We start from the raw sequence: 12,599 nt of genomic DNA, 5'->3' as shown, positions 1-12,599 counted from the left end.
AGGCCATGGCCGGTCAGGCAAAGCTGGATGATTTCGGCGCATATGCCCAAAGCAAGCTGGCATTGACCATCTGGACCCAGCATTTCGCCCAGACCTATCCCAATGGTCCCGTGGCGATTGCCGTGAACCCCGGATCGCTTTTGGCATCGAAAATGGTCAAAGAGGGGTTTGGCGTGGCTGGCAATGACATTCAGATTGGCGCAGACATCCTGACGGCGGCGGCGACCGGCGCGGATTTTGCAACGGCCTCGGGCAAGTATTTTGACAATGACAGCGGTGGGTTCGCCCAGCCGCATCAAGCCGCGCTTGATAAAAATCACGCCGCTGACGTGATGCAGGTCCTTCAGGACATCACCGAGGGTCTCCGCCGGAATACCTAGGGCCAGGACCCGGGCAACTGTATTTCTCAGGCGGCTGGCGTGGGACAAACAAAACATTCCCACGCAGACCCTTCTTGGATAAGATCGCCAGAGGGAGGACTTATGAACGGGATTTCGGCACGAACGAAACCCGAGGCGGCCGTTGGTGCCTCTTGGGAGCGATGCGAGCGGACCTACAAGCTGGTGCGCGATGCCGCGCGCCCCATTCTGCGGATGCAAAGCGCCGAGGTTGCCCCACGGCTGGAAGAAATGGTCGAACGGACCGGCGGGCGCAACGGGATCTTTCGCCAATTGGCGGGCATCGCAGCAGAGACCGGCGCTTGCATGGTGCTGACGGACACCAATGGTGTTCTGCTCCGGCTGGAGGGGCCGGATAACGGCCGCGCGGTGTTTGAAAAGAACGGCATTGCCTATGGCTCTTGCTGGGACGAACGGATCGCGGGGACCAATGGCATCAGCATGGCCCTGTCCGAGGGCAAGGCCTTTACCGTGCGGGGGAAAGACCATTATTTCTCTTTGCTTCATCCGTTTTCCTGCACCGCTGTTCCGCTTTTTGACGCCGAAAACCAGCTGATCGGGGCCGTCAACTTCTCTATGCTCGACCGGGGAAACACCGCAGATTATCTATTCGCCCGCCAATTGCTGGGCACCGCTGCCGGCCGCATTCAACACCTGCTGTTCGAGCGGAAATTCAAAGACTCGCTGATCCTTTCCGTATCGCCGCGCGCGGAACGCGATCTTTTGCAAAGTACGGAATTGGTTGCGGTCAATGACGACGGGATCATTCTGGGCGCGACGGCGCATGCGCATGTGATTGCCGGCGCAGAAACCGCCAACCGGCTTCGCGGCAAGACCTTTGAGGCGATGTTTGGCGCCGATGCCGCGGCATTGGACCGGGTGCCGGAACGGGTGATGAGCGTGCGGATGGATCACGGATCAACCGTGGACATCGCAGCACGCAAAAGCCACACAAGCCGAAAACCACAACGCGCCCGGCCCCCAGTTCAGCAAACAGAGGCCCCGCGCCCACAGCGCCGCCGCCTGTCCCCGTCGCTGAAACAGCTGTCTTTGGGCAGCGATGTGATGGCGACAATGGCCGCACGGGCACAAGCCTGCTTTCGCCGGTCGCTGCCCTTTCTGATCGAAGGGCCATCCGGCACCGGCAAATCCAGCCTGATCGCAGCATTGTTTCAGGACGAAGACCTGGCCGCATCGAATATCATGACCGTCGATTGCGCATCGCTTGATGATACGCCGGATGATCGGGTTTATTTCCAGACATTGGTCGATCAGGCCCGCGTTGCCGGCGCCTTTGCCTGCGACATGCTGGGCCCGGTCTCCATCGTTCTTGAGAATATCGACGAGATGCCCGGCTTTGCGCAGGCCTTCGATCCGTTCTGGATGAATTTGATCCGGCCCCGACAAGCGGCGACATGCCACGCATCATTGCGACTAGCCGGAAATCCTTGATTGATGCCGTGGAACAGGGGCGTTTCCGCGATGACCTTTATTATCTGCTTGCCCGCACCGTGATCGCATTGCCGCCGCTCAAGGCCCGCGAACAGATTGCGCACCTTGCGCAGGCGCTGGCCACATCCCTGTCGGGCAAGGATGTCGTCATCACCCCGGAGGCCGCCGAAACATTGCGCATGCACCATTGGCCGGGAAATGTGCGCGAGTTGCGCAATGTGCTCCAGCAAGCCCTGATCGAAGGCGACGGCCGCCGGATCTCTCGGACCGATTTGCAGGCGATTGCCCAGAATGTGCCGATACAGGCCGACACGCGCACGGACCTCCTGCCCAATGCACGTTATGACGAACGCACCATGATCGCGGATGCGCTTTCCGGGGCGCGGTGGAACGTCACCCAAGCCGCGCGAAACCTGGGCATCGGGCGCGCAACGATCCACCGAAAGATGAAACAATACGGCATCATGCGCCCCGAATAGTAGCCGCAGACGCGAATTTGCGCAAATCAGGATTTCACGTCAAAACGCCCCAATGCAGCCGGGTCCGAAGACCCGACCACACCGGGGAGGACCGGGGCGTTTTTGATGTTCAGATCAGATATTCAGATCAGATGTTTTGGGCGTTCATTTCCCCGGCAATATATTCGGCCTGACGGATGGCCAGGGCGACGATGGTCAGCGTCGGATTGCACGCCCCGGACGAGGTGAACTGACTGCCATCCGAGACAAACAGATTGTCGATATCGTGGCTTTGGCCATAGGCATTGACCACGCCCTTGTCGGCATCCGCATGCATCCGGTTGGTGCCCATATTGTGGCTGGCCGGATAGGGTGGCAGTTCGTAAATATCTGTCGCACCTACAAATTCATAAATCTGCGAAGTCGATTCAACCATATGCGCCGTCATCGCATGATCGTTGTTATGCGGCGTCTTGGCGACGATGGGCACCGGCAGACCGTGCTGGTCCAATTCGCTGCCGTGCAGGGTGACGCCGTTTTGTTCCTGCGCCAGATCCTCGCCCAGCGCCCAGACGCCGGACATGTGATCATATTGCTCCATCGCGCGCGAAAAGCTGCGGCCCCAACCGGTATTGCCGGGTTCCAGGAACGCGCCCATGAACGGCAGGCCCAGCGACAGGAATTCAAGGTAATACCCGCCATTGAAGCCGCGTTCCGGCATGTGTTTGACATCATCGCCAACAATCCCGGCCACCGATGTGCCGCGGAACATATGCACCTTTTCCGGCATCACCGCATAAATCCCGGTCGAGGTGTGGCACATATAGTTCTTGCCCACCTGACCCGAGGAATTGGCCAGGCCATCCGGGTACATCTCGGACGCGGAATTGAGCAACAACCGGGGGCTTTCGATGGAATTGCCCGCGACACAGACGATCCGCGCCTTTTGCAGATGGTGATTGCCGTCGCTGTCAGCATACAGCACGCCGGTGACCTTGCCGGTGTCGTCATGTTCGATTTTCAGCGCCATGGCATCGGTGCGGATTTCACAGAATCCGCTGTCCTCGGCGCGGGGCAGTTCGGTCACCATCGTCGACCATTTCGCGCCAATCGCACAGCCCTGCATACAGAACCCGATCTGTTGGCACGCCGGGCGATCATCGTTTTCGACCGAGTTGATTGCCATCGGACCCGAATTGTAATCGGTGCGCCCGGTCCTGCGGCACCCTTCGGCCAGCACGCGGAACCCGTTGTTCCACGGCAGATGCGGCATGCCGGTGGTTTTGCCGGTGACACCCATCTTCAGCTCGGCCTTTTCGTACCATGGCGTCATTTCCGCCAGGCTGACGGGCCAATCCTCGACATTAGCCCCCTCAACCGCGCCATAGGTGGATTTGGTTTTGAATTCAAATTCCTTGAACCGAAGCGCAACCCCGGCCCAATGCACGGTGGACCCGCCATAGCCTTTGACGATCCAGGCAGGCAGGGTCGGGTGATTGACCGCGCCGTGCCAGCCGCCCGCCGAATAACGTTTGTCGAGCCAGGAGATCTTCTGAAACATGGTCCATTCGTCGTTTTCCATGTCCGAGGTATCAAGCCGTTTGCCCGCCTCCAGCACCACCGATTTGATGCCCTTTTGCGCCAGTTCATTGGCAAGCGTGCCGCCGCCCGCGCCAGAGCCGATGATGACGACCACAGAATTCGTCGGTTTTGTCAAAAGTTGTCATTGTTGCGCTCCCTCACCCCTGAACTTCGGCCATACGTTCCGCAAGGCTGGGGCCATCGGGAACAAAGGTGATGTCGGAAAAGCCGCGGTCGATATAGCCGCCGTATTCGACCGAATTGCCCTGATAGCCAAACAGCGGCCAGACATCGACGTTGTTGTAGATGGCGAAATAGGCGGTCCAGCGGACGCCCTGGAAAAACCCGTCATGCTGGAATTTGCGCAGCACGCCCTCGCGGGCATCCGGGTCTGGGATGGCGATGTAGTCGCTGCCAAACAGGTGTTGGGATTGCGCGTCAATGCGGGCCAGCCCCTCGCGCAGGTCTTTGGCGGCGGCGGCATCATTTTCGGCATTGGCAATCACCGCATCGGCGATGGATTGGTAATGGCTGACCGCCAACAGATCGGGGTGCGGATAGATATCCTGGACCATGCGCAGCAATGTGGCGCTTTCGCCCTGGTCCAGCGTGGCGGCAAAGGCGCGCCCGGTGCTGGCGATCATGGCGCTGGTTGTCACGCCGGCCATGGCGGTAGTCATCAGGAACATGCGGCGGCTGATGCCTGCGTGGTCCGGGCCTGAAGGTTTCAGGCGGTGAAATCGAATGGTCATCTTGTCCTCCCTTTGGGTGTTCTTGTCGTCAGGCGGCTGCGGCCTCCTCAAACCGCAGGTCGCCGATGGTGTGCAGGCGGTCCTCAGCCGCGCGGATCAATGCGCCATGCACCGACGTGGGGCGCATGGTGTTGGGCAAAAGGTCACGCAATGCGACATGCACATCGCGCCGGGGGGCGATGATGCCGCCGGCGTGGCGTTCGACATCGCCCAATACCGGCCAGACGGTTTCGGGCGGGTCATCCACCACGATCGCCGCATGAATAAGCGCGATGGACCCTGCGGCACCGTTGGGCCGCCAGCGTTGGGCGGTGCCGGCCAGTTTCCGGCCATCCGCCGTCACGTTCCAATCGCCGTCACAGAACGCGGCGTTCACGGCACCGGTCTGGGTTCGGATTTCGAACCGGCTCAGGGCCTCGGCAATGGTGCCGCAGATCATGTCAAAACCTGCGTGGATCTGGGCCCCACGCGGCATTGGCGTGATCATCGCGATATTCAACGTGCCGGGCCCCTGGGGCACCGCGCCGCCACCGCTGGTGCGCAGTTGGATCGGCCAACCGGCCGCAGCGGCGCGGGCGCACAGAGCGTCAAACCCGACACGGCGCGCGCGGGATCGGGGCACCACGATGGAATGCGCCGCTGCCTGCCACAGCAAAACAGCCGGGGCACCGGCGGCGAACAATGCCTCTTCGCGCGCATTGCCGTCATCCGCCGTGTCAAAACTGGCGCAGATCATGGCCCGAGGTTCTCGATCTCGGCACAGATGGTGGTGAGCAGATCGCCCGCCGGCGCGCCATCCAATGCACGGTGATCAAAGGTCAGCGACAGCCCCACATGCGGGCGCAATTCGATCCCGCCATCGGCGCCCCGCACCGCGCGATCGGTCATCCGACCAATGCCAAGGATACAGATTTGCGGCGCGTTGATGATCGGGGTGAAATGTTCCACCCGCGTCAGACCAAGGTTGGACACGGTGAAGGTGCCGCCGGTCATTTCCGTTACGCTCAGCTTGTTGACCTTGGCCCGCGCCGCCAGATCCTGCCGGGCTGCGCGCAATTCCGACACCGACAGCTCGCTCGCGCCAAAGATCGCGGGCGCGACCAACAGGTTGCCGGGCAGCGCGATGGCAACCGACAGATCGACCTTGTCCGTCGTTTTGACGTCGCGCCCTTCGACCCGGCCATTGGCATCGGGGTGCGCCTTCAGCGCCCGCACCACCGCCAGCATCAACAGATCCTCGACCGAGGCTTTGGTGCCCGCCGCTGCCAACCGCGCCTTTTCCGCCATCAGCGCCGAGGCATCGGCGCTGGCGTGGTGGGTCAGCTGCGCGGCGGTGGCCAGGCTTTTGACCATCGCATCGGCGATCATGCCGCGCATCCCCTTGAGCGGGACGACCTTTGCCGGATCGGCCCCTACCGTGTTGGCCCCCACCGTATTACCCTCTGGCGTGCTCATGCGATTGATCCGATCACCGCGCCCTTGGCGACAACGGCATCGGCCTCTTCCTTGATGGACACGGTGCCGGTTGCCGGAGCGGTAATTTCATATTGCACCTTGGCGGTCATGATTTCGGCAATCAGCGCGCCCTGTTCGACGCTGCCGCCGTCATCCACCAACCAAGAGGTGATGACGCATTCTTCGTCTTCGTCCCAAAGATCCGACGGGATCACGATATCTGTGGCCATTTTGGCAATCCTTCTCTGATCGGGGACGCCGGCGGCGACCCCGTTAAGTGACATCTGCGGTGTGAGTGGTGGTGTCAGGCGGCTTTCATATCGTCCCAGGCGGCGACGATTTTATCCGGGTTGGGCAGGCAATATTGCTCCATCACCCGGGCGAAGGGGATCGGCACATCCGGGAAGGCCACCCGTTTCGGCGCGGCTTTCAGCACCGAAATGTTATGTTCGGTGACGGATGCAATGATCTCGCCCGAGACGCCGTAGCTCATGTAATCTTCGTCGACGACGATCAGCCGCCCGGTTTTGGCGACGCTGGCGCGGATGGTATCACGATCCAGCGGCACAAGGCTGACAAGATCCACGACCTCGGCGCTGACGCCTTGGGATTCCAGGGTTTTTGCCGCCTTGAGCGCATTGTGCACCCCCATGCCAAGGCTGACGATGGTCACGTCGCGGCCTTCGCGCACGATCTTGGCCTTGCCGATTTCAACGGTATAGCTTTCCTCCGGCACATGCACCGTGGCCCCGGCCTCGGTCCCCAGCCAGCCCATGCCCTGCAACCCCTTGTGGTACATATAGACCACCGGGCTGTCATCGCGCATCGCGGCGGTCATCAACCCCTTGGCGTCATAGGCATTGGACGGCGCGACGACCTTCATTCCCGGCAGGTGGGCAAAGGTGCCATAGACACATTGCGAATGCTGGCCCGCGTCGGAATAGCCGCCGCCGGTGGATGTCATCAGCACCATCGGCACCTTGAAATTGCCGCCCGAGAAATAGGTGTTTTTCGCCATCAGGTTGTAGATCGCGTCGAAACAGACGCCAAAGAAATCAACGAACATCAGCTCGACCACCGGGCGCATGCCATCCTGTGCCGCGCCCACGGCAGCACCGATAAAGGCGGTTTCGGAAATCGGCGTATCGCGGATGCGCTCAGCGCCGAATTCTTCGATCAAACCGCGCGTGTTGCCATAGACACCGCCCAAGGGGCCGATGTCTTCGCCCATGACAAAGACGTTTTGATCAATCCGCATTTCCTGCGCGACGGCCTCGGCCATTGAGCGGGCGATTGTCAGTTTTCTTTCATTCGATTTGGTCATCTTACTCTCCTCCCTGGGGGCTCAGGCTGCGAAAATGCGGGTCAGCGCATCTTCGGGGGCCGGGTCCGCGCTTTCGCGGGCAAATGTGATTGCTGCGTCGACGCGCGCGGCGCTTTCGCCCTCAATCGCGGTCAGCTCATCCTCGGATGCAACACCATCGGCCAGCAACCGGGCGCGCATCTTGGGGATCGGATCCTTTTCAAACAGCGCATCTTTTTCGCCTTTTGGGCGATAACCTTCGGCGTCCCCCATGAAGTGGCCCGCCAAACGATAGGTTTCGAATTCCAACAGCGATGGCCCCTCACCGGCCCGCGCCCGTGCGATGGCCTCGCCTGCGGCCTCATAGATGGCGTAGGGATCGTTGCCCTCTACCCGTTTGCCCGGAATGCCATAGGCCGCTGCGCGGTCGGCATTGTTGGTCACAGCGCTGGAGGTTTCCTTGGCCACCGAAATGCCCCATGCGTTGTCTTCGATCACGCAGATGAAGGGCAGGTTCCACACCGCCGCAAGGTTCATGGCCTCGTGCCAGCCGCCCTGATTGACCGCGCCTTCGCCGACAAAGGCCACCGCCACACCGGGCAGACCGCGCATTTTGCGCGACAGCGCCGCACCAACCGCCGGGCCCATGCCCTGGGCGATGATGCCCGAACAGGCAAAGTTCACATCCGGGTCAAAGATATGCATGTGCCCGCCGCGCCCCCCGACAGGCCGGTGGTCTTGCCGAAGATCTCGGCTGCCATCTTGTCCAGGTCGACGCCTTTGGCAATCGCCTGATGGTGCGGGCGGTGGGTGGCCGTGACCACATCCTCGGGCGTCAGATGCGCACAGACCCCCACCGCCACAGGCTCTTGCCCGTCGGACAAATGCATTTCGCCCGGGATCGGCCCGTTGGCCATGTTGAACACCGGGGTTTTGCCTTCGAAATAGATCTTGGCAATGGCCTCTTCGAACCTGCGGCTCGTGACCATATTGCGATACATCCAATGCTGTTCGTCGCGTGTAGGTGACATGAACTCCTCCTCCCGTAGTCAGTGGCGGCGTGCCACATAAGTTCATGGAGAAACCTGCGAGACCGGCTGCCCTTCAACAATCAGAACATTTGCGGGCTGGGGCGCAGGCGGCTTAACTGTCTCAGGCTGAGACAGTTTGAGACAGATCAAGACATCCGCCCCTTCCGGGAGACGCAATTGCACCAATCCCCGGAATCGCCCAATGAGGGGCGGAATCCCACAATTTATATGCAAAACCTAAAAACTGATGATTTGCATTGCTCAATTAAACATATTTTCGCGTTCAGTTAGACAGCAGGGAGCAAATTCATCAACTGGAGCACCCCGATGAAAACCATGACACTCACCTCCTACGGTCCCGATGCAGCCTTTGAACTGGCCGAGCTGGATCGCCCTGCGGTCACCGCCGGCCACGTTGTCCTGCGTGTGCATGCCACCAGCATCAACACGGTTGATACAATGATCAAGAACATGGGCAGCGACCTGCCTTTGTCGCCGGCCCTGCCCGCCGTGTTGGGTATGGATTTCGCCGGGGTCATCGAAGAGGTCGGCGAAGGCGTCACAGGTTTTGCCGTCGGCGATGAGATCTATGGCTGCGCGGGTGGTCTGGCCGATCTGCAAGGCGCGTTGGCCGAATACATGGTCGCTGACGCCCAGCTGATCGCCCATAAACCCAAATCCCTGTCCATGCGCGAAGCCGCCGCCATGCCGTTGGTCGGCATCACGGCCTATGAGGGCCTGCACCGTGCGGGCGTCACAGCGGGGCAAAAGGTTCTGGTGCAGGGCGGCGCTGGCGGCGTCGGGCATCTTGCCATTCAGATCGCCAAGCACCTGGGGGCCGAAGTCTCGGCAACGGGCACCGGCGATGCGCAAATGGATGTCATCAAGGGATACGGCGCAACGCCGATTGATTTCATGAAGGAAAAGATCGCCGATTATGTCGCGGCCCAGACCGGTGGCGCAGGCTTTGACATGATCTTTGACGCGGTCGGCGGCCCCAATATGACCAATTCCTTCGAAGCGGCGGCGCTGAATGCCCAGGTGGTGACCACCGTGGCCTTGTTGGAAATCGACCTGTCCCCCGCACATTTCAAAGGTCTGTCACTGCATATCGTATTCATGCTGCTGCCGATGCTGGCCAACGTGAACCGTCAGGTGCACGGCGATATTCTGGCCAAACTGGCCGAACTGGTGGACGCAGGCGCGGTCAAACCGTTGCTGGACGAAGAACGTTTTGGGTTCGAACAGGTTGGCGCGGCCTATGCCCGCCTTGGCAGCGGCAAAGCGATTGGGAAGGTCGTCGTAGACGTCTGATAGCAAGCCTTTTGGCGACACAACACAAGGAGCGGCGTCAGGAAAATGTATCTTCCTGGCGCCGCCCGCATAGGCGGCGAAATGACCCGGTGCCTAGGCAAAGCCCGATTTTTCAACGGACATACCGGCCGACCAGAGCAGCCCGCGATGCAACATCTGGCGCACATTGGCGAGGTCAAGCTCGTCCGCCGTGTGGCCCAGCGCGGTAAAGAAGATGCGCCCAGCGCCATAATGCGTTTTGAAGGTCACCGGCATCACCACGTTGGTGCGCCAGGGATGATGCGCCCCGGAAAAGGTCGTCTCGGCCAGCACCTCCACCGCCGGATCGTAATGCATATAATATTGCTCTGACATGTGGTCGAAATCCGCAATTCCGGCCATGATCGGATCATCGGGGCGGGTGACGCGCACGCGGTAGCGCATGATGTTGCCGGGATGGGCGACCCAGGTACATCCGGCGGCATAGCGAAACTGCGGCACGTCGCGGAATGTCGTCGACATGCAGTGGTGATAGCCCGCCATGCCGGTGCCATTGCGCAGGGCATCCAGCAACGGGGTGATTTTTTCGCGCGGCATGGTGCCACCGGTGATCACCGGCACCACCAGCGCCATCTGCGCGACGTCCCGAGTAACAAGGGCATTGGCGTCGTCACTCACCGTCACATCCATGCCGCTCATGCTCAGCATGTCGGCGACCTTCTCGGCGCCTTGTCGCGGCTGGTGCAGTTCCAGACCACCATGAACGATCAGCGCGCGGGGTTTGGGCATCACAGGCTCCTCTGAATCAGGCGGTGCGGGCGTAGGTTTCGGCGGTCAGCGCATGGCGCAGCGGTTGACCGGCGCAGAAGCGGGCCACCTCCGCCGCCACCAGATCCCCAAGCCGCGCCTGTTCGGTCCCCAACGCGCCCGCCGCATGCGGGGTGAGAAAGACGTTCGGCAGGTCATAAAGTGGCGAGACGGGTTCCGGCACCTCGGGAAAGGTCACGTCCAGCACGGCGTTCAACCGGCCAGAGGTCAGCTCGGCGATCAGCGCCGCTTGGTCAACGATGGCACCGCGCGCGGTATTGATCAGTGTGGCACCATCGCACATCAGTGCCAGTTCCCGTGCGCCGATCATGCCGCGGGTGGCGGGCAGCAACGGCGCATGCAGCGACACCACGTCGGCGGTCATCACCTCGGCCAGATCAACCTGCCGGGCGGTGGCGCGGATCGGATCGTCGGCGGGCAGAAAAGGATCGTGGATCAGCACGTCGAGGTCAAAACCCCGGAGCCTGTCGACGACCAGCCGCCCGATCCGCGAGGCGCCAACAATACCAACCCGTTTGCCAAGATTGCCGATCGCCCCGGCGGCAAGCGGATCGGTCAACTCGCGCGACCGCCCCTGCCGATAAAGCTCGCGCAGGCGAAACACTTGTTTGTTGGCCATAAGGATCGCGGCAAGGGTGTATTCCGCCACCGGCACCGCATTGGCATCGGCGGCGGTGGTCACGGCAATGCCACGCTCAAAGACCCCGGAATCCACAAGCAACCGTTTGACCGACCCGGCGGTATGCGCGATCAGGCGCAGGTTTGGCGCGCGGTCCAGCACGCAGGCGTCAAGCGGCGCACAGCCCCAGCCGGTCACCAGCACCTCAACCCGTGGCAGCAACGCGGCGGCGCTGTCCCAGCCGGTATGGCGGGTGGTATCCAGAACCTCACAAGCCGCGCCCAACCGGGCCAGCGCATCGGTGCGCAACACCCGTTCGGTCAGGCCCGGATCCATCGCGAAAAGCAGCGGCGGTTTGCGCATGACGCGAGCTCAGGCCGCCGACAGCCGCAGGCCGGAACCCGCATCGAAGAGATGGGTATGGGCCTGATCCACGCCAAGGGTCAGCACCTCGCCCGGTCGGGCCGAGACCCGTTCGCGAAAGATGCCAAAGACGTTCTGACCGGCGATCTGCATCGTCACCTGGGTTTCAGAGCCCATCGGCTCTACCACCACAACCTCGGCTTTGATGCCACCCGCGGGGTCCAGCCGGAAATGTTCGGGCCGCACGCCGTAGACCACCGGTTTGCCATTGGGCAGCGCCGTGGGTGCGGGCAACTGGGCATCACCGGTCACGAAATTCGCGCCCTCTACGTGACCTTCGATGAAATTCATCGAGGGCGAGCCGATGAAGGCGGCGACGAATTGGTTGACCGGATTGTCGTAAAGATCAAGCGGGCTGCCGATCTGTTCGATCCGGCCACCGTTCAGCACCACGATCTTGTCGGCCATGGTCATCGCCTCGACCTGGTCATGGGTGACATAGATCGTCGTGGTTTTCAGCTTCTGATGCAGGGCCTTGATCTCTCCGCGCATGACAACGCGCAGCTTGGCATCAAGGTTCGACAGCGGTTCGTCAAACAGGAACACCTTGGGGTCGCGCACGATGGCCCGGCCCATCGCCACCCGCTGACGCTGCCCGCCAGAGAGCTGGCCGGGGCGACGTTCGAGATAGGTATCAAGCCCAAGAATACCGGCGGCCCAATCGACCCGCTCCTTGATCTCGGTCTTGGATGCCCCGCGATGATGCAGCGAAAAGCCCATGTTGTCCGCGACCGTCATATGTGGATAAAGCGCGTAATTCTGGAACACCATCGCGATATCGCGTTGCTTTGGCTCCAGGTCGTTGACCACGGTGTCGTCGATGACGATGTCGCCATCGCTGATCGTCTCAAGCCCCGCCAGCATCCGCAGGAGCGTGGATTTACCACAGCCCGAAGGGCCTACCAGCACAACGAATTCACCATCGGCAATGTCGATGTCGACACCGTGGATCACGGGATGAACACCATAGGATTTCTGCACATTGGAAAAGGTCACGGGGGCCATG

General features: G+C 61.3%; 15 protein-coding genes. 4 read left to right on the top strand and 11 right to left on the bottom strand.

Going from position 1 to position 12,599, the window contains the following annotated elements; genetic code table 11:
- Nucleotides 1-5 precede the first annotated feature (5 nt).
- The 3 genes from AC0L4F_RS02345 (at nucleotide 6) to AC0L4F_RS02335 (ending at nucleotide 2,329) form a co-directional block, all read left to right on the top strand.
- Complete coding sequence (locus AC0L4F_RS02345; protein WP_348524055.1) at nucleotides 6-380, top strand: Rossmann-fold NAD(P)-binding domain-containing protein; 375 nt, start codon at nucleotides 6-8, stop codon at nucleotides 378-380.
- Between the two features lie 102 nt (nucleotides 381-482).
- Nucleotides 483-1,850, top strand: a complete 1,368-nt coding sequence (locus AC0L4F_RS02340) for a sigma 54-interacting transcriptional regulator (RefSeq protein ID WP_244684823.1) — start codon at nucleotides 483-485, stop codon at nucleotides 1,848-1,850.
- The gene (locus AC0L4F_RS02335; RefSeq protein ID WP_244684821.1) at nucleotides 1,814-2,329 is read left to right on the top strand and encodes an AAA-type ATPase lid domain-containing protein; all 516 of its coding nucleotides are present in this window, start codon (nucleotides 1,814-1,816) and stop codon (nucleotides 2,327-2,329) included. Before AC0L4F_RS02340 ends, AC0L4F_RS02335 begins: the two co-directional genes overlap by 37 nt.
- A gap of 127 nt (nucleotides 2,330-2,456) precedes the next feature.
- Here the strand turns inward: AC0L4F_RS02335 and AC0L4F_RS02330 are convergent, their stop codons facing one another.
- The 8 genes from AC0L4F_RS02330 to AC0L4F_RS02295 form a co-directional block, all read right to left on the bottom strand.
- Nucleotides 2,457-4,025 (bottom strand): GMC family oxidoreductase, encoded by a 1,569-nt coding sequence (locus AC0L4F_RS02330; RefSeq protein ID WP_244684819.1) that lies wholly within the window; start codon nucleotides 4,023-4,025, stop codon nucleotides 2,457-2,459.
- A 22-nt stretch (nucleotides 4,026-4,047) separates the two neighbouring features.
- A complete protein-coding gene (locus AC0L4F_RS02325; RefSeq protein ID WP_244684817.1) occupies nucleotides 4,048-4,641 on the bottom strand; it encodes a hypothetical protein in 594 nt (197 codons plus the stop codon).
- A gap of 28 nt (nucleotides 4,642-4,669) precedes the next feature.
- Nucleotides 4,670-5,377 carry a lipoate--protein ligase family protein gene (locus AC0L4F_RS02320; RefSeq protein WP_244684815.1) on the bottom strand — a complete coding sequence of 236 codons (708 nt, stop codon included), beginning with the start codon at nucleotides 5,375-5,377 and terminating at the stop codon, nucleotides 4,670-4,672.
- Nucleotides 5,374-6,096 (bottom strand): 2-oxo acid dehydrogenase subunit E2, encoded by a 723-nt coding sequence (locus AC0L4F_RS02315; RefSeq protein ID WP_244684813.1) that lies wholly within the window; start codon nucleotides 6,094-6,096, stop codon nucleotides 5,374-5,376. Before AC0L4F_RS02315 ends, AC0L4F_RS02320 begins: the two co-directional genes overlap by 4 nt.
- Nucleotides 6,093-6,326 carry a lipoyl domain-containing protein gene (locus tag AC0L4F_RS02310; protein ID WP_244684811.1) on the bottom strand — a complete coding sequence of 78 codons (234 nt, stop codon included), beginning with the start codon at nucleotides 6,324-6,326 and terminating at the stop codon, nucleotides 6,093-6,095. The genes AC0L4F_RS02315 and AC0L4F_RS02310 overlap by 4 nt, the downstream gene beginning before the upstream one ends.
- Before the next feature lie 74 nt (nucleotides 6,327-6,400).
- Nucleotides 6,401-7,420 carry an alpha-ketoacid dehydrogenase subunit beta gene (locus AC0L4F_RS02305; protein WP_244684809.1) on the bottom strand — a complete coding sequence of 340 codons (1,020 nt, stop codon included), beginning with the start codon at nucleotides 7,418-7,420 and terminating at the stop codon, nucleotides 6,401-6,403.
- A gap of 21 nt (nucleotides 7,421-7,441) precedes the next feature.
- The gene (locus AC0L4F_RS02300; RefSeq protein WP_280520437.1) at nucleotides 7,442-8,104 is read right to left on the bottom strand and encodes a thiamine pyrophosphate-dependent dehydrogenase E1 component subunit alpha; all 663 of its coding nucleotides are present in this window, start codon (nucleotides 8,102-8,104) and stop codon (nucleotides 7,442-7,444) included.
- A complete protein-coding gene (locus AC0L4F_RS02295; protein ID WP_280520436.1) occupies nucleotides 8,080-8,430 on the bottom strand; it encodes a thiamine pyrophosphate-dependent enzyme in 351 nt (116 codons plus the stop codon). Before AC0L4F_RS02295 ends, AC0L4F_RS02300 begins: the two co-directional genes overlap by 25 nt.
- Nucleotides 8,431-8,757: 327 nt before the next feature.
- Between AC0L4F_RS02295 and AC0L4F_RS02290 the strand changes: the two genes are divergently transcribed.
- Complete coding sequence (locus tag AC0L4F_RS02290) at nucleotides 8,758-9,744, top strand: zinc-dependent alcohol dehydrogenase family protein (RefSeq protein WP_244684807.1); 987 nt, start codon at nucleotides 8,758-8,760, stop codon at nucleotides 9,742-9,744.
- A gap of 93 nt (nucleotides 9,745-9,837) precedes the next feature.
- Here the strand turns inward: AC0L4F_RS02290 and AC0L4F_RS02285 are convergent, their stop codons facing one another.
- The 3 genes from AC0L4F_RS02285 to AC0L4F_RS02275 are packed head-to-tail and all read right to left on the bottom strand — an operon-like array spanning nucleotide 9,838 to nucleotide 12,598.
- A complete protein-coding gene (locus AC0L4F_RS02285; RefSeq protein WP_244684805.1) occupies nucleotides 9,838-10,512 on the bottom strand; it encodes a ThuA domain-containing protein in 675 nt (224 codons plus the stop codon).
- A gap of 16 nt (nucleotides 10,513-10,528) precedes the next feature.
- Complete coding sequence (locus tag AC0L4F_RS02280) at nucleotides 10,529-11,533, bottom strand: hydroxyacid dehydrogenase (protein WP_244684803.1); 1,005 nt, start codon at nucleotides 11,531-11,533, stop codon at nucleotides 10,529-10,531.
- Between the two features lie 9 nt (nucleotides 11,534-11,542).
- Nucleotides 11,543-12,598 carry an ABC transporter ATP-binding protein gene (locus tag AC0L4F_RS02275; RefSeq protein WP_244684800.1) on the bottom strand — a complete coding sequence of 352 codons (1,056 nt, stop codon included), beginning with the start codon at nucleotides 12,596-12,598 and terminating at the stop codon, nucleotides 11,543-11,545.
- Nucleotide 12,599 lies beyond the last annotated feature (1 nt).

This window comes from Marinovum sp. J2-8, assembly GCF_055808435.1.
Note: the sequence above shows the minus strand (reverse complement) of the source record. Positions and strands in the feature narration are given on the sequence as shown.